Origin of the sequence: Streptomyces sp. NPDC050534 (genome assembly GCF_044457745.1) — a bacterium.
Classification (GTDB): Bacteria; Actinomycetota; Actinomycetes; order Streptomycetales; family Streptomycetaceae; genus Streptomyces.
Genome location: NZ_JBITHF010000011.1, coordinates 317,010 through 332,652 on the forward strand (window position 1 = coordinate 317,010; position 15,643 = coordinate 332,652).

Annotated in this window: 15 protein-coding genes; 11 read left to right on the forward strand and 4 right to left on the reverse strand. The window is 71.0% G+C overall.

Annotation, left to right across the window (positions count from 1 at the left end):
• Positions 1–40 precede the first annotated feature (40 nt).
• Positions 41–1,366 (reverse strand): alpha/beta fold hydrolase, encoded by a 1,326-nt coding sequence (locus tag ACIBN2_RS33485; protein WP_399140080.1) that lies wholly within the window; start codon positions 1,364–1,366, stop codon positions 41–43.
• A 404-nt stretch (positions 1,367–1,770) separates the two neighbouring features.
• Between ACIBN2_RS33485 and ACIBN2_RS33490 the strand changes: the two genes are divergently transcribed.
• On the forward strand, positions 1,771–3,279 hold the full coding sequence (locus ACIBN2_RS33490) for an MFS transporter (protein WP_399140082.1): 1,509 nt from the start codon (positions 1,771–1,773) through the stop codon (positions 3,277–3,279).
• Between the two features lie 40 nt (positions 3,280–3,319).
• Entirely contained in the window at positions 3,320–4,831 is a 1,512-nt protein-coding gene (locus ACIBN2_RS33495) for an MFS transporter (protein ID WP_399140084.1), read from the forward strand.
• A gap of 15 nt (positions 4,832–4,846) precedes the next feature.
• Here ACIBN2_RS33495 and ACIBN2_RS33500 read toward each other — a convergent pair whose 3' ends face one another.
• Entirely contained in the window at positions 4,847–5,815 is a 969-nt protein-coding gene (locus ACIBN2_RS33500) for a GlxA family transcriptional regulator (RefSeq protein ID WP_399140086.1), read from the reverse strand.
• 138 nt (positions 5,816–5,953) lie between these two features.
• Here ACIBN2_RS33500 and ACIBN2_RS33505 point away from each other — a divergent pair, with 138 nt between their 5' ends.
• The 4 genes from ACIBN2_RS33505 to ACIBN2_RS33520 all read left to right on the forward strand — a co-directional run bounded on the left by ACIBN2_RS33505 (position 5,954) and on the right by ACIBN2_RS33520 (position 8,937).
• Complete coding sequence (locus ACIBN2_RS33505) at positions 5,954–6,592, forward strand: HD domain-containing protein (protein ID WP_399140088.1); 639 nt, start codon at positions 5,954–5,956, stop codon at positions 6,590–6,592.
• A gap of 48 nt (positions 6,593–6,640) precedes the next feature.
• Complete coding sequence (locus ACIBN2_RS33510) at positions 6,641–7,561, forward strand: NADP-dependent oxidoreductase (RefSeq protein WP_399140090.1); 921 nt, start codon at positions 6,641–6,643, stop codon at positions 7,559–7,561.
• A 296-nt stretch (positions 7,562–7,857) separates the two neighbouring features.
• Positions 7,858–8,238: a hypothetical protein gene (locus tag ACIBN2_RS33515; RefSeq protein ID WP_399140092.1), complete on the forward strand. Its 381-nt coding sequence runs from the start codon at positions 7,858–7,860 to the stop codon at positions 8,236–8,238.
• A gap of 39 nt (positions 8,239–8,277) precedes the next feature.
• A complete protein-coding gene (locus ACIBN2_RS33520; RefSeq protein ID WP_399140094.1) occupies positions 8,278–8,937 on the forward strand; it encodes a hypothetical protein in 660 nt (219 codons plus the stop codon).
• A gap of 33 nt (positions 8,938–8,970) precedes the next feature.
• Here ACIBN2_RS33520 and ACIBN2_RS33525 read toward each other — a convergent pair whose 3' ends face one another.
• Positions 8,971–9,927 (reverse strand): AraC family transcriptional regulator, encoded by a 957-nt coding sequence (locus ACIBN2_RS33525; protein ID WP_399140096.1) that lies wholly within the window; start codon positions 9,925–9,927, stop codon positions 8,971–8,973.
• 280 nt (positions 9,928–10,207) lie between these two features.
• Between ACIBN2_RS33525 and ACIBN2_RS33530 the strand changes: the two genes are divergently transcribed.
• The 5 genes from ACIBN2_RS33530 to ACIBN2_RS33550 are packed head-to-tail and all read left to right on the forward strand — an operon-like array spanning position 10,208 to position 14,345.
• Positions 10,208–11,611 (forward strand): ATP-binding protein, encoded by a 1,404-nt coding sequence (locus ACIBN2_RS33530; RefSeq protein ID WP_399140098.1) that lies wholly within the window; start codon positions 10,208–10,210, stop codon positions 11,609–11,611.
• Positions 11,608–12,021 (forward strand): roadblock/LC7 domain-containing protein, encoded by a 414-nt coding sequence (locus tag ACIBN2_RS33535; protein WP_399140100.1) that lies wholly within the window; start codon positions 11,608–11,610, stop codon positions 12,019–12,021. Before ACIBN2_RS33530 ends, ACIBN2_RS33535 begins: the two co-directional genes overlap by 4 nt.
• On the forward strand, positions 12,018–12,374 hold the full coding sequence (locus ACIBN2_RS33540) for a DUF742 domain-containing protein (RefSeq protein ID WP_384258682.1): 357 nt from the start codon (positions 12,018–12,020) through the stop codon (positions 12,372–12,374). Before ACIBN2_RS33535 ends, ACIBN2_RS33540 begins: the two co-directional genes overlap by 4 nt.
• Complete coding sequence (locus tag ACIBN2_RS33545; protein ID WP_399140101.1) at positions 12,352–12,990, forward strand: GTP-binding protein; 639 nt, start codon at positions 12,352–12,354, stop codon at positions 12,988–12,990. The genes ACIBN2_RS33540 and ACIBN2_RS33545 overlap by 23 nt, the downstream gene beginning before the upstream one ends.
• A complete protein-coding gene (locus tag ACIBN2_RS33550) occupies positions 12,987–14,345 on the forward strand; it encodes a cytochrome P450 (RefSeq protein WP_399140103.1) in 1,359 nt (452 codons plus the stop codon). Before ACIBN2_RS33545 ends, ACIBN2_RS33550 begins: the two co-directional genes overlap by 4 nt.
• On the opposite strand, the gene ACIBN2_RS33555 is transcribed toward ACIBN2_RS33550, so the two are convergent.
• On the reverse strand, positions 14,346–15,590 hold the full coding sequence (locus ACIBN2_RS33555; protein ID WP_399140105.1) for a cytochrome P450: 1,245 nt from the start codon (positions 15,588–15,590) through the stop codon (positions 14,346–14,348).
• Between the last annotated feature and the right edge of the window lie 53 nt (positions 15,591–15,643).

A 15,643-nucleotide genomic window follows, 5' to 3' on the forward strand; every position in this document is an offset into this window, starting at 1 on the left:
GGGCCGACGGGTGAGTGTGCCCGTCGGCCCGCCGCTGCGGTCAGGACATGCCGGGCAGCGCGGAGCAGTTGGACGAGGCGGGTTCGGTGTCGAAGCGGTCGGCCAGCCAGGCGATGGCGTCGCCCTGGTCGGCGAGCAGCGGAGCGAAGTGGTTGATCAGTGCGCTGCCCAGGCTCGGCAGGGTGACGGGCTTGTACGTCACGTCGGCGCCCTTGGCGCACCAGTCGACGGCGAGCCGACGGGCCTGTGCGTGCGGGACGAGGTTGTCGCTGGTGCCGGTGGCCAGCCGTACCGGTGAGGCGGGCTCGAGCGTGCCGATGCGCTGCTTGTCCAGGAAGTCCGTCAGGGCGGGCTCGGACCGGATGATGTCGCTGATGGTGCGGCCGTCGGTGGTCCAACTGGTGCTGTGCGCGCCGCCGTAGGAGAAGAGCGCGTCGCCCACGCACATGGTCGACAGATCCTTGAGTGCCGCCTTGCCCGCCGCGTTGAGGTGGGCGTCGGCGATCGGCTTCAGGGCGGGGTCGGACTCCAGGAACCCGTTGACCGACCAGCCCAGGGCACCCGCCAGCTCGCTGCCGTCGATCGCCTTGGTGACCTCCACCAGGTCGGCCGGCGGGGCGCCCGCGTAGGTCCCGGAGAGGGTGATCTCGGGAGCGTAGGCGGGCTGGAGTTCGGCGGCGGACGCGGTGGCGCCGCCGCCTTGGCTGTATCCGAACAGGCCCACGCGTGAGGCGGGCGTGAGCGACGTACCGCTGAGCGAGCGCGCGGCACGGACGGCGTCGAGCACCGCGTGGCCCTCGTCCACCCGGTTGACGTAGGTGTGCAGCCGGTCCGTCGTGCCCAGTCCCGCGTAGTCGGTGACGACGACGGCGATGCCCTTGGCCAGGAGCCGGTAGATCGCCAGGTCCTCGTAACCGATGGACACCGTTTGGCCGTTGAGGGTCAGGGGGTGTTCCAGGCCGAGGGATGCGGAGCACTGGTCGCCCTGGCCCATGGTGCCGGGCGCCACCGCGACCAGGGGCCGGTCGCCGGGGCCGTGCCAGGCGGCGGTGGGTTCGATGTAGGCGCCGGTGACCGCCATCGGTTCGCCGTCGGAGTCGGTGGACTTGTACATCAGGCGGGTGGCGGCGCCGGGCAGCGGCCCGCCGACGCCCGGCAGGCTCAGCGCCAGCGGGAGCGGCTCGCTGCGCACCAGGGCGCCGTCGGCGGCGGGCAGGGTGGCGGGCGGGTTGTAGAACTCCGGGATCGTGACACCTCGGGAGACCACTGTGTCGGTCTGCGGCACCGCGCTCGCGGGGAGCGCCGTGCCGCCGAGGCATGCGGCCGTCGTGACGGCGACGGCCAGTATGCGGGCGGATCCGGGCATGACGGACCTCCGGGGTCGGGGAGGCCGAGCCTCGACCTGCGGCTCGGTCGGCTGACGGCCTGGTGGGGCCAGGCCGGTGGGGGAGGGGCCGACAGCGCGAGGCCACGGTCGTCCCACCGTGTCCGCGCCCCGTGCCGCTCTTAGACGAAGTGTCAGGACGGTACCTGCGGGGGTGTTACCCGTGGTAGCGCCATGAAGGTTACGTTTCAGTAATATGACGGGGCGTGAGCGGCCTTCCACGCCCGGCTCAGCGGTAACCGGATCATGAAAAGGGATCCCGCCCGCTCGGCCTGGGTACTCCGTCCGGCGCCGTGACCGTCTTCGACCTCTCACCCGGTTTGCGGGAGCCATCGGCGAGCAGACGATCTTGCGGCAATCCGTGCCGGGCCGAAAGGAGCGTGCTCATGACCGACAGCGAGTCCGGTCTCCTCACCGCCGAGGAGGACCCGGGGGCGGTCAGGCGTCACCGCGTCCTGTTCAGAGCGGTCCGGCGGCGCAGGAACCCGCCCCTGCGACGCACCGACATCACCGTCACCGACGAGGCGGCCGTCAAAAGGGCGGTGAAGGCGGCCTCGCTCGGCAACGCCATGGAGTGGTTCGACTTCGGGATCTACAGCTATCTCGCGGTCACCATCGGCCATGTCTTCTTCCCGTCCGGGAACGGCACCGTGCAGCTGCTGTCGTCGTTCGCGACCTTCGCGGTGGCCTTCTTCGTACGCCCCCTCGGCGGCGTGGTCTTCGGCCCGATGGGTGACAGGATCGGCCGTAAGCAGGTCCTCGCCCTGACGATGATCCTGATGGCGCTCGGCACCTTCGCGATCGGCCTGCTCCCCTCGTACGCCACCATCGGCTTCTGGTCCCCGGTCCTGCTGATCTTCTTCCGGCTCGTCCAGGGGTTCTCCACCGGCGGCGAGTACGGCGGCGCCTCCACCTTCATCGCCGAGTACGCGCCCGATCGACGCCGCGGTTTCTACGGCAGCTTCCTCGAGCTGGGAACCCTCGCCGGATACGTCGGCGCGGCCGGGCTGGTGACGATCCTGACCTCGGTGCTGGACAGCGGCGCCATGGAGCAGTGGGGCTGGCGGGTGCCGTTCCTGGTGGCCGGTCCCATCGGGCTGATCGGTCTGTATCTGCGGCTCCGGCTGGACGAGACGCCCGCCTTCCGGAAGCTGGAGGACGGCTCCCCGCACCGGGCCTCCGACGCCGCGTCCACGGTCGAGACGACCGGCACCGGGGACGTCGCGAAGATCTTCCGTGACTACTGGCCGACGCTCGTCCTGTGCGTCTGCCTCGTCGGCGCGTACAACATCGCCGACTACATGCTGCTGTCGTACATGCCGACGTACCTGTCGGACGAGATGGGCTACTCCGACACCCACGGCCTGCTCATCCTGATCGGCACCATGGTGGTGCTGATGCTGCTCGTCAACCACGTGGGCCGGTGGAGCGACAGGTTCGGCCGGAAGCCCCTGCTGATGGCCGGCATGCTGGGGTTCCTCGTGCTGTCCCTCCCGGCGTTCTGGCTGGTCAGGCAGGGCAGTCTGGTGGCGGTGTCGGCTGCGATGCTGATGCTGGGACTGTCGCTGGTGTGCCTGCTCGGCACCATGTCCGCGACGCTGCCGGCGCTGTTCCCGACCCAGGTCCGCTACGGCTCGCTGTCCATCGGCTACAACGTCGCGGTCTCCGTGTTCGGCGGCACCACGCCCTTCGTCATCACCGCGCTGATCTCCGCGACCGGGAACGAGCTCATGCCCGCCTTCTACGTCATGGCCGCCTCCGTCGTCGGTGTGATCGCGGTGGCCTGCATGCGGGAGACGGCCCGCCGGCCGTTGGCCGGCTCGCCGCCGTCCGTCGCGACACACGAGGAGGCCGCCCGCATGGTGGAGAGCCAGGCACCGGCGCCGAAGTTCTGACGCACATCCGCGGCAAGCCGGACAAAGGGCGGAAACCCTGATGGAATCAGGTCCGGGGGCAGGCGAAGGAGGAACGGTGCCGACACAGGCGGAGGAAGGAACCGACCCCCGGCGATGGAAGGCGCTGTGGGTCACGCTGGTGGCCGGCTTCATGAGCCTGCTGGACGTGACGATCGTGTCCGTCGCGCTCCCCTCCATGCAGCGCGACCTGCACGCGTCGGCGCCCGCCATCCAATGGGTCGTGACCGGCTACGCCCTCAGTTTCGCCCTGGTCCTGGTGACCGCCGGCCGGATCGGTGACGCGATCGGCAGGCGCCGCATCTTCCTGCTGGCCCTCGCGGCCTTCGTCCTGTGCAGCGCGGCGGCGGGCGCGGCGCCCAATATCACGCTCCTGATCGTCGCCCGCCTCGCGCAGGGCGTCGCCGCGGGATGCCTGGCCCCGCAGAACTCCGCCCTCATCCAGCAGATGTTCCGCGGAGCCGAACGCGGGCGCGCCTTCGGCCTGTTCGGCGCGGTCGTGGGAATCTCCAGCGCCGTGGGCCCGGTCGTGGGCGGCCTGATCCTCGCCCTCGCCGACGGCCCTCAGGGCTGGCGATGGATCTTCTACGTCAACGTACCGGTCGGCGCCGTCGCCCTGTTTCTGGGCTTCCGGCTGCTGCCCAAGGCGACGCCGGGCCGCCGGGAACGGCTCGACCTGGGCGGTGTCGCCCTGCTCGGCTGCGGAGTCCTGGCGCTGATGCTGCCGCTGGTGATGGCCGAGTCCGGTGGCGTACGGCGCCTGTGGTGGCTCTTCCCGGTGAGTGCGGCCTTCCTGTACGGCTTCGTCCGCTGGGAGCGCCGCGTCGCGGCCCGCGAGGGGCAGCCGCTGCTGGACCCGCGGCTGGTGACGACCACGCGCGGCTATGCCGTGGGCGCCGCCCTCGGCACGCTGTTCTTCGTCGGCTTCAGCGGTGTGTGGCTGGTGTTCGCGCTGTACTTCCAGAACGGCCTGGACTACTCGCCGCTGCGCTCGGGGCTCGCGGTGACGCCGTTCGCGATCGGTTCGGCCTGCGCGGCGGCCGCCTCCGGCCGGCTGGTGGACCGGTTCGGCAGGCTGCTGACCGTGTGCGGCCTGGCCGGCGTGACGCTCGGCCTGGGCGGCACCGCGCTGATCCTGCTGCTGGCACCCGCGCATGTGGCCGCCTGGCTCACCGTGCCCGTCCTGTTCGTCGGCGGCCTGGGCAGCGGCTGTGTCATCTCCCCGAACATCACCATGACCCTGCGGGACGTGCCGGTGCGGATGGCGGGCGCGGCGGGCGGCGCCCTGCAGACCGGGCAGCGACTGGGCGGATCGGTGGGCACGGCCGCACTGCCCGGCATCTTCTACGTCGTACTGGGCTCCGGCGCCCACAACTACCACGCCGCCGTCGCGACCGCCGTCGGCCTGGGGACCGCGCCCATCGTGGGCTCGCTCGCCCTCGCGGTCCACGACTGGCGACGCGACCGCCGCGGCGACGGTGACCCGTGTCCGCCGGAGGTCTCGCACAGCCATCTGCACTCGCGGCAGGGATGAGTGGTGGGCGTCCCGCTACCGGTTGCGGCGGGCGGTGCTGAAGCGGCGCTGGTACGCCGCGGGGCTGAGGGACAACTCCCGTACGAAGACCCGTCGGAGGCTCTCGTAACTCGGGAACCCGGCCAGCGACGCCGCCTGGGTGGCGGTGTGCCCCTGGTCCAGCAAGGCCTTGGCTATGTCGAACCGGATCGACTCGACGTAGCGGGCCGGTGTGGTGGACAGCTCCTCCCGGAACAGCCGCGTGAGGTGGCGGGAACTCACGTGAAGATGCCCGGCGAGTGCGGCGAGGGAGTGGTTGCCCGCGGGATCGGCCGTCACCAGGTCGACGACCGTGCGCAGGACCGGAGAGCGGGGCGGCGGGCCCTGCAGGGGGGCGGAGAACTGTGACTGGCCGCCCGCGCGTTGCAGGTAGACCACCAGGGCGCGGGCGACCTCCCGGCTCAGGTCAGGACCGTGATCCTCCTCGACGAGAGCCAGTGCCAGGTCGATGCCGGCGGTGACACCCGCCGAGGTGTACGTGCTGCCGTCGCGCACGTGGAGGGCGTCGGGTTCCACGCGAATCCCCGGGTGCCGGTCGGCGAGTTCGCGCGCGATCTTCCAGTGCGTGGTCGCCCGCTTGCCGTCCAGGAGACCGGCCGCGCCGAGGACGAACGCTCCGGAGCAGACGGACGCCACGCGGCCGGATCGGGCCGCCAGCCCTCTCGTGGCCTCGACCAGGTCCCGCGCGACGGGGGCTCTGGGATAGATGGCCCCGCCCGGGATCACGAACGTGTCAGGGTCCGGTTGGGAGGCCGGGCTGCCGTCGACGGCGATCCGTACGCCGATCGACGAGGCGACGTCAGCACCGGTGGCCGACAGCAGCGCGATCCGGTAGTCGGCGCCGAGCTGATTCGCTTCCCCGAACACGTCTGCGGGGCCGGCGACGTCCAGCATTTTGACCCCGTCGTAGACAAGGATCGCGATCCGATGCGGCGCAGCGCTCACAGCCCGTCCCTCTGGTGTCCGGATTCGAGTGGTTCATGGCCGGGCCCGGGTGGCGGGCAACGCCATGCGGTCGGCACTGTGGAGAACAGGCGCACAGCACCGTTTACTCCGCACCAGTACTTCGAAAGCGTGAACCCCATGACGGACATTGTCGCAGGAGTGGAAATACCCGAGACCACGGCGGTCGCGGAGGCCACCAGCCTTCTACGGGAAATGACCGGGCCTCTCATCTTCCATCATTCCCGGCGTGTTTTTCTCTTCGGCTCCCTTCATGCGCGGCGGCTCGGTCTCCGGCCTGATCCGGAGCTGCTCTACCTGTCCGCCATGTTCCACGACACGGGGCTTTCGACTCCGTTCTCCGACACGGTGCAGCGCTTCGAGCTCGACGGGGCCGACCACGCGCGCAAGTTCCTGCTCGACCGCGGATTCTCGAAGAGCGCGGCCGAGGTCGTCTGGACGGCCGTCGCGCTGCACACGACGCCGGGGATTCCCGGCAGGATGGGTGCGGAGACGGCCGCCACGAACTACGGGGTTCTCACCGACGCGATCGGCTGGGGACTGGACGGGCTGGACGGCGGCCAGGTGGACGAGATCGTCGCCGCCCATCCACGCGGGGAATTCAAGAAGGAATTCCTGCAGGAATTCGTCCAAGGACTCAGGAATCGTCCGGACACCACCTACGGGACCGTCAACGCGGATGTGCTGGAACACTTCGTTCCCGGGTTTCGGCGCACGAGCATGGTGCAGCGCATCAATGACGCGCCCTGGCCGAATTGACACCTTGACGCGTCCTGACCGAATCGAAGACCACACCGAGGAAGAATCATGCGAGCCATCACCACATCTGACCGCGACGCCGGCGTCACCGGACTGACCCTGACCGACCTGCCGTATCCGCATGCCGCCGAGAACGACGTCGTCGTGCGGGTGCACGCCGCGGGATTCACCCGCGGCGAGCTCGACTGGCCCGCCACGTGGTCCGATCGTGCCGGCCGCGACCGCACGCCGAGCGTGCCCGGGCACGAGGTCTCGGGTGTCGTGGCGGAACTCGGATTCGGAACCACCGGCCTCACGGTCGGCCAGCGGGTCTTCGGCCCGACCGACTGGGCCCGGAACGGCTCGCTGGCCGAGTACGTCGCCGTGGAGGCCCGTAACCTTGCCCCGCTTCCCGCGGACGTCGACCACACGGTGGCCGCCGCTCTGCCGATCTCCGGGCTGACCGCCTGGCAGGGCCTGTTCGACCACGCACGGATCATGAGCGGTCAGACCGTCATGATCCACGGGGCCGCGGGCGCCGTCGGATCGATCGCGGTGCAGCTGGCCGTCGAGGCGGGAGCCCGCGTGGTCGGCACGGGACGGGCCGCCGACCGGGACACCGTGCTCGCTCTGGGTGCGCATGCCTTCCTGGACCTGGAGACCGGCCGGCTGGACGACGCCGGAGAGGTCGACGTGGTGTTCGACGTGATCGGCGGCGACATCCTGGACCGGTCCGCCGGGCTCGTGCGCGCCGGCGGCACGCTCGTGACGATCGCCCAGCCACCCACCGTCCGGCCCAAGGACGGGCGCGCACTGTTCTTCGTCGTGGAACCCGACCGCGCCCGCCTCGCCGACCTGGCGCAGCGGCTCAGGGACGGACGGCTCGACGTACGCGTCGGTGCGGTCCGCCCGTTGTCCGAGGCAGCCGAGGCTTTCGCCCCCGGGCGACGCGTCTCCGGCAGGACGATCATCAGGGTCGCCGAGGACTGACGGTGCGGATGCCGGTGGTCGCCCGGACAGGAGCCCGCCTCTGACGTCTCTGGCGAGCAGGCTGCGCGACGAGCAGTGATCCAACGAACGTGGTGCCGGGGCGAGTTGGCGCCCCGGCGCCACGATGCGCGAGTGGGCGTCGAAACGACAGACACCGTCGACGTTCGGTAATCAAACGGGCGATACCTGCCAGTTGGCCTCAAACCCAGATGATGCGGACGTCTCCGGGATAGCTTCCTCATGTTGTCACACCGGTTGATCGTGTTCGCGCGATCCCGAGGAAGCGGTGCGGAGGCATGCGGGTGGATCCGGCGACGATGGTGGTGCAGGCCCTGGTCACGGGCGCGGCAGCGGGTTTCGGTGGTGCCGCTTCCGCAGCCGTGACGGATTCCTATCAGGCACTGAAGCAGGCGCTGGCCGCACGGCTTGCGGGCCGCCCCCAAGTGCTGGAGCAGATCCGGGCCTTGGAACGCCGGCCGGCAGGACCGACCGGGCATCTGGTCCACGATCTCGTCGTGACCGAGGCCGTCGACACCCAGGTCGTGGAGCACGCGCAGCGCCTGCTGGCCCTTCTCGACCCGGCCGGCACTCGCGCGGGAGCCGGCCGGATCGATCTCCGGGAAGCACAGGGTGTACAGGTCGGGGACGGCAACACCCAGCACAACACGTTCGGTTAGGCGCCCGACCGACCACAACGGGCCGAAGAAAGCACCGACATGACGAAGAACAGCCGGATCAAGGGCGCCCAGGCCGGCGACGGCAACATCCAGAACAACACGTACCTTCCCCCGCAGCGAGGAGCGCACCACTCGCGGGACTACGCCCCCTCGGCGACGGCCACCGCGGGCGACCACTCCACGATCAACCAGAAGAACACGCACCTGAAGTTCTCGATCCCCGTGATCGGCCCGCTGCTCGCCATGACGTCCGCGCACCCGGTGATCGCCGGTGTGGCGGCCCTCGCGGTCGTCGGAGGCGGCGGATTCGCCGCCAATGCCGCGCTGTCCGATCCGGCGCCTTCTGTGTCGACCGCCCTGGTGCGCGGATTTCACCTGGAGGACGGCGGCCAGGGCGCACCCGTCGGCTACGACTTCTCCCGCACCCCTCCCGCGAAGGCGGGCAGGAACACCGACGCGATCTATGCCTCGAGGGGCTACCTGGTCGCCACGAACGGAAAGCTGGCCGATTGGAACGCGCAGCAACTCCCGTCGGCGTCCGACTGCCGCGAGGCGGTGGCCAAGCATCCGGTGCGTCAGACGGTGGTCACCACGGGAGCGCTCACCTGTTTCGTGGACCCCGACGGCAACCCCGGCTACATCCTGGTGACCGGCTCCGACACCGAGTCCACGATCATCGACACCGCCCATCTGCGGTGAACCACGGCCCGGCGCGGGACTCGGCACCGTGGCTCAGCGCGCGCTCGGACGCATCTCGCGCGGGCTCACTCCGAAGCGCCGGCGGAAGGCCGTGCTCAGCGCGCTGGCCGAGGAGAAGCCCGTGGCGTAGGCCAGTTCCGTGATCGTCATGTGGGTGCAGCTGCCGCACTGGAGGCGGTCGCGGACCAGCCGCAGGCGCTCCTCGCGGATCAGGTCGCGGGGAGTGGTGCCCGCGTGCTGGAGGGCGAGCTGGATCTGGCGCAGGGACCAGCCCAGGGCGCGGGCCATGGACGTGCCGGTGAGGCCGGCGTCCGCCGCATGGTCGCGGACGTAACGGCGGACCATCGCCTCGACCTCGGCGAGATGGCCCGGGATGTCGGGGCGGTCGTCGCCGACCACGAGCATGCACAGCAGGTCGACGAGGCGGTCCGACACCGCGTCGAACTGCGGGTCGGTCAGGGCGTATCGCTGCTCGTACAGATCGTTCAGCAGGGAGCTGACCACGCGGCCCAGCCCTCGGGTCAGGTCCACTCCGGCCGAGAGCGGCGACGTCCGGTTCAGCCGCCCGTCGATCTCGCGCGTGGGGATGGTGAGGATGAACGCCTGGGTGGACGCGTCCTGCAGGCACTGGAAGGGGGCGCCGAAGCTGACCAGCCCGCCGGTCCCCGGCGTGAGCTCCGCCTCCTCCTCGTCCTGCCGCAGCACCAGCCGTCCGCTGAGCGAGACCAGTAACCGGTAGTCCTCGTCGGGGTCCTGCCGCACCTGCTGGGCGGTGCGCTGGTACTCGATCTCGTCCGAGTGGAACCGGACCAGCTGATACGTGCCCGTGCGCTGACGGACCGTCTCACCCTCGAAGTTGTCGCGTCGCGTGTACCGGTACCCCATGCGGGACTGGTAGGACGCGATGTGCTCGCTCCAGAAGTCGGCCCTTTCGCACGGACCCACTTCTGTCGTGGTCTGCTCCTCCACGAGGTAGCTTCGCGCGGGCACCGTCCCCTCCATCGCGGCGTGTCCTGACGGTTGTTGCGGGTGGAACCGGTCCGGTTCGGGCCACCCAGAGTCACTTGGCGGCAGCCTAGTGCAACGGCACGCCGCCGTATCACCTCCGGATGGTCATCGGCATATGCCAAAGGGAAGTCGGAGCCGCTCCCCGTGACACCTGGTGCCGATGCGTCCGGAGACAACTTCTCTGCGCGCGTGGGCAAGTGCGTCACCGTACGGGTCGCTACCGTCGGCGACCCGTCAACTCACGCCCGCCACAGAGGATTTCATGACCGATCAGATATCGGAGGCGGTGATGTGGTGCCTGGGCCTCGGCCTGTGCGCCGTCACCGTGCTGCTGGTGCGGCAGCGCGGCATCACCGCCTTGCAGCGCCGACGGAACACCGAACTGTCGGACGGCCTGAGGGCACGGGACGAGGAACTGCGCCACCTGGTCTCGGTCCGGCTGCCCGCCCTCGAGGACGTCACCCTTCAACCGGTCCCCGCGGCCGGACTGCTGGAATCCCGCCTCGCCGGGACGGACTTCGCGAAATGCCTCGACGCCGTGCTGGAACGCTTCTCCCAGGCCGTCGAGCACGCACAGGCGCGCGCCGACCAGTCGGCGAAGGCCTCCCTCAAGGCATCCATGCGCTCCATCCAGGCGCTCGCCAACGAGCAGCAGGTGTCCATCTCCGAGATGCAGGACCGGCACGACCACCCCGACGTGCTGCGCGATCTGCTCGAGATCGACCACACCAACGCCCAGTTCGGCCGCCGCGCACAGGCCATCGCCGTGCTCTGCGGTTCCTGGCCGGGCCGCCAGCGCTCCACCTCCGCACTCGTCGAGGTCGTGCGCGGCGCCACCTCCCGCATCCGTGACTACCGGCGCATCCGCATCAACGGCGAGGTCGACATCGCGGTGGAGAGCAGGGCGGTGGAACCGGTCGTGCTCACCGTCGCCGAACTGCTCGACAACGCCGCACGCCATTCGCAGCCCAACACCAAGGTCGAGGTCACCGTGCAGACCGTGCACAACGGCGCCTGCGTGGTGATCGACGACGCCGGCGTCGGCATGGACGGCCAGGCGACCGAACTCGCCGCCGAGCTGCTGTCCGGCACGCACCCCGTGGACGTCACGCGACTCGGCGACCCGCCCCGCTTCGGCTTCGCCGTCATCGGCGTCCTCGCCGAGCGCTACGGCTTCACCGTCTCCGCCGACACCCTCTCCCCGTACGGCGGCGTACGCGCCGTGGTGTTCCTGCCGTCCGCTCTGCTCACGCACCGGCGCCCGGCCCCGGAGCCCGCCGCCGCCCCGTCCCCCCGCACCACCGACGCCACCGCTCGCACCCCGGAGCACACGGCCACCCCCGTCCCGGCGACCCGGGCCGACACCCCGCCGCGCACCGCGTCCACCGCCGAGGCGGCACCCCGCACCTCACCGGCCCCCGACGCCGACACCCAGGGCGACGGGAGCACCGGCCTCCTGCCGACCACACCCGGGGGCCTGCCCAAACGCCGTCGCCGGTCCGCCCGTACGAGCGCACCCGAGCACATCGACGCACCGGCCGAGGAGGTCGGCGGCCGCTCGGCCGAGGAGAACGCCCGGCGCATGGGCGCCTTCGCGCGCGGCACCCGGCACGGCCGGGCCGCCCAGCACACCACCCAGGAAGACGAAGGGAACAGCGACGAATGACCGGGCCCACCAACAACGAGTTGGGCTGGATGCTGGACGAGGTGCTGAAGGTGCCGGAGGCGCTCCACGCGATCCTGCTCTCCGCCGACGGCATGCTCCGCGCCCACTCCCAGGACATCGGCCGCGACGACGCCGAGCGGCTCGCCGCGGGCCTGTCCGGTGTCCAGTCGATCAGCCGCAGCACCGCCGAGTTCTGCGGCGCCCCGCACACCCCGTGGCGGCAGACCCTGATCGAGTTCGCGCACGGCTACGTCTTCCTCGTCGCCGCCGGCGAGGGCGCCTACCTCGCGGTCTCCACCGGGGAGGACGTGGACATGGAAGCGGTCACGTACCGCATGCACAAGCTGGTCGACCGGCTCGGCAAGGAGCTGACCAGCCCCGCACGGCAGGACGCCGGCAGCCCGGCATGACCCCGCGGCGCCGCCCCGACAGGCTGGTGCGGTCGTACGTCGTCACGGACGGCCGCGCCCACCCCACCCGCAACACCCTTGACCTGGTCACCCTGCTGATCGCGGCCGACGACCTGCCGCTGACCGGTCTGAGCCCGGAGAAGCGCCGGCTCATGGAGCTGTGCCGGCCGGGGGCGCTGTCCGTCGCCGAGGTGGCGGGCCATCTGGCACTGCCGGTCAGCGTCGCCAAGGTGCTGATCGCCGACCTGATGGACAGCGGCCACATCGTCACCCGCGCACCGATCCCGGCCGCCCGGCCGTCCGACGTCACAATCCTCCAGGAGGTGCTCGATGGGCTCCGCGCCCGCCTCTGACGACCGCTATCTGCGGCCCGGCGTGCAGACCGCGGTCAAGCTGCTGATCGTCGGCCACTTCGCGGTCGGCAAGACCACCTACGTCGGCGCGCTGTCCGAGATCCGCCCGCTGCGCACCGAGGAGGTCATGACCGAGGCGGGCGCCCTCGTCGACGACCTGTCGGGCATGAAGGACAAGACGACCACCACGGTCGCCCTCGACTTCGGCCGGCTCACCCTCAACGACCGTCTGGTGCTCTACCTCTTCGGCACGCCCGGCCAGCAGCGCTTCACCCAGCTCTGGCAGGACATGACACGCGGCGCGCTCGGGGCGCTGGTGCTGGCCGACACCCGGCGACTGAACCAGTCCTTCGAGGTCATGGGCGTCCTTGAGGAGCTCGGACTGCCCTACGCCGTCGCCCTCAACGACTTCGAGGACGCGCCCCGGCACGACCTCGACGAGGTCCGCGAGGCCCTCGACCTGCTGCCCGAGACCCCCCTCGTGCGCTGCGACGCCCGCGACCGCGTCTCGTCCACCCAGGCGCTGATCGCCCTCGTCGAGTACCTCCTGACCCTCCCTCCTGCCCGCCGCCCCTCGAGCGGCGGGACTCCCACCGGCCAACTGGAGCACGCGTGACCTCCGAACCGCCCCGGCCAGCCGCCCCACCACCGGGCTGCCCCGCCCACGAGGCCCTCTACGGAACCGGGTTCGCCGCCGACCCGGGCGCCGTCTACGACCGGCTGCGCCGGTCCGGCCCGATCGCCCCGGTCGAGCTGGCGCCCGGCGTGCAGGCCTGGCTCGCCGTCGGCTACGACGCCGCCCTGCACGTCCTGCGCAGCCCCGAGACCTTCTCCAAGGACCCCCGCCGCTGGCAGGCCCTGGCCGACGGGACCGTCCCCGCCGACAGCCCGGTCGTGCCGATGATGATGTACCGGCCGAACGCGCTGTGGACCGACGGCGCCGAGCACCGCCGGCTGCGCGGCGCGATCACCGACAGCCTGGCCCGCGTGGAGCCGAACACGCTGCGCGGATACGTCGAGACCAGCGCCGACACCCTCATCGACCGGTTCGCGCCCACGGGCAAGGCCGATCTCCTCGGCGAGTACGCGCAGGTGCTGCCCCTGCTGGTGTTCAACCACCTCTTCGGCTGCCCGGCCGAGTACGGGGAACGGCTCGTACAGGGCATGTCCGGGATCTTCGACGGCGTCGACGCGGAGAAGGCGAACGAGCTGCTCGCCACGACCCTGTTCGACCTCGTCGCGCTCAAGCGTGGGCAGCCCGGCCAGGACGTGACCTCCTGGCTGCTGGCCCACCCGGCCGGGCTGACCGACGAGGAGATGGTCCACAACCTCGTCCTGCTCATGGGCGCGGGCACCGAGCCGCAGCAGAACCTGATCGCGAACAGTCTGCGGCTGCTGCTGTCCGACGACCGCTTCGCCGGCGACTTGTCGGGCGGCAGCCTGCCGGTGGAGGACGCCCTCGACGAGGTGCTGTGGAACGACCCGCCCATGGCCAACTACGCCGTGCACTACGCGCTGCACGACGTCGTGTACGAGGGGATCGCCCTGCACCCGGGCCATCCGATCGTGGTCTCGCTCGCCGCGGCGAACAACGACCCCACGCTCACCAGCGACCAACGCGCCGGGAACCGAGCCCACTTGGCGTGGAGCGCGGGCCCGCACACGTGTCCGGCGCAGAGTCCCGCCCGGCTGATCGCGGCAGCGGCCGTGGAGAAGCTCCTCGATCGCCTGCCCGACCTCGAACTCGCCGTGCCGGTCGACGACTTGGTGTGGCGGCCGGGCCCGTTCCACCGGGCGCTGGCCGCGCTGCCCGTGACGTTCCCGCCGGCCGCCGTCGCCAGGCCCGCCACCGACGGCGGTCCGTCCGTGGCGCACCCGGCCGTGCCGGCTCAGCCGTCCGCGCCGCCGGCCGTGGCGCGGGCGCGGCGCGGCTGGTGGGACCGGGTGCGGACCTGGTGGCGCGGCGAGTGATCAGCGAAGGTACGCCGGGAGGGACCTGTGGCCGTTGGAGATGAAGGAGTCCACCGGCCTCAACTCCTCCTGAGGCACGGCGAGTCGGAGGTCCGGGAAGCGGTCGAAGAGGGCCGGGAGCGCGACCTGGGCCTCCAGCCGCCCCAGCGGTGCGCCGAGGCAGAAGTGCACGCCGTATCCGAAGGCCAGGTGCTCCTTGTCGACGCGGGTGACGTCGAAGCGGTCCGCGTCGTCACCGTACTTGCCGGGGTGGCGGCCGGCGGCGGCGTATGCGGCCAGGATGGCCTCGCCCTTGCCGATCACGACTCCTTCGGGACCCCCGAACTCCTCCATCGCCAGGTCCTCCACGGCGTACCGCAGCGGCAGGCTGGCGACCGGTGCCTCGACGCGCAGCGTCTCCTCGATCACGTCGTCCCAGGAGGCGTGGCCGTCGCGGACGAGCGCGAGCTGCTCGGGGTGGGTGAGCAGTGCGTGGATGGCGTTGTCGATGAGGTTGACCGTGGTCTCGTGGCCCGCGCTGACCATGAGGACCAGGGTGTCGAGGAGTTCCTGCTCGCTGAGGCGGGTGCCGTCCTCGTCGTCGCGTGCCGCGATGAGAGCGGAGGTCAGGTCGTCGCCCGGCGACTCCCTTTTCAGGGCGACGAGTTTGGCGAGAGCGGCGTAGAAGCGGGTGTAGGTGTCGGTGACCTCCTCCGGTGTGGCGGAGGTGTGGAAGATGCTGTCCACGACGGCGCGCAGTTCGGCGCCCTGGTCCTCGGGCAGGCCGAACAGCTCGCTGATCACCTGGATCGGCAGCGGGTAGCAGAACCCCTCGCGCAGGTCGACGACCTGACCGTCCCGCCCGGCCTGCTCGACCCGGTCCAGCAGACCGGCGGTGATCTCCTCGACGCGGGGCCGGAGCGCGGCGGTGCGGCGTGCGGTGAACGCCTTGGAGACCAGGGCGCGCAGGCGTTTGTGCTCGCCGCCGTACGCGGTGAACATGTTCTGCACCGCCACCCAGGTGAACAGCGGCCATTCCGGGGCGATTTCGCCGTTGATCCAGCGGGTCCAGTGGCGGCGCGGGTCCTTGGAGACACGCGGGTCGGTGAGCAGGCGCCTGAGCAGGTCGGGGTCGCTGACGGCCCACGCCCCGACGCCGTCGGGCAGTTCCACCGCCGTCACCGGCCCGCGGTCGCGGACCCGGGCGGCCTCGCCGTGGATGTCGCGGCCGGTCGGGTCGATCACTAAGGGGTCGGGGTGTCCCATCGCAGCCTCCCAGTCGTACGAATTCCGGATACGAACGGTAAAGCTACGTCGCC

Coding starts and splice junctions, on each gene's coding strand:
- ACIBN2_RS33510 (WP_399140090.1), top strand. CDS start 6,641: ATGCGAGCCATCACCACATCTGACCGCGACGCCGGCGTCACCGGACTG.
- ACIBN2_RS33555 (WP_399140105.1), bottom strand. CDS start 15,590: ATGGGACACCCCGACCCCTTAGTGATCGACCCGACCGGCCGCGACATC.
- ACIBN2_RS33540 (WP_384258682.1), top strand. CDS start 12,018: ATGACCCCGCGGCGCCGCCCCGACAGGCTGGTGCGGTCGTACGTCGTC.
- ACIBN2_RS33515 (WP_399140092.1), top strand. CDS start 7,858: ATGCGGGTGGATCCGGCGACGATGGTGGTGCAGGCCCTGGTCACGGGC.
- ACIBN2_RS33535 (WP_399140100.1), top strand. CDS start 11,608: ATGACCGGGCCCACCAACAACGAGTTGGGCTGGATGCTGGACGAGGTG.
- ACIBN2_RS33495 (WP_399140084.1), top strand. CDS start 3,320: ATGGAATCAGGTCCGGGGGCAGGCGAAGGAGGAACGGTGCCGACACAG.
- ACIBN2_RS33530 (WP_399140098.1), top strand. CDS start 10,208: ATGACCGATCAGATATCGGAGGCGGTGATGTGGTGCCTGGGCCTCGGC.
- ACIBN2_RS33520 (WP_399140094.1), top strand. CDS start 8,278: ATGACGAAGAACAGCCGGATCAAGGGCGCCCAGGCCGGCGACGGCAAC.
- ACIBN2_RS33485 (WP_399140080.1), bottom strand. CDS start 1,366: ATGCCCGGATCCGCCCGCATACTGGCCGTCGCCGTCACGACGGCCGCA.
- ACIBN2_RS33505 (WP_399140088.1), top strand. CDS start 5,954: ATGACGGACATTGTCGCAGGAGTGGAAATACCCGAGACCACGGCGGTC.
- ACIBN2_RS33545 (WP_399140101.1), top strand. CDS start 12,352: ATGGGCTCCGCGCCCGCCTCTGACGACCGCTATCTGCGGCCCGGCGTG.
- ACIBN2_RS33490 (WP_399140082.1), top strand. CDS start 1,771: ATGACCGACAGCGAGTCCGGTCTCCTCACCGCCGAGGAGGACCCGGGG.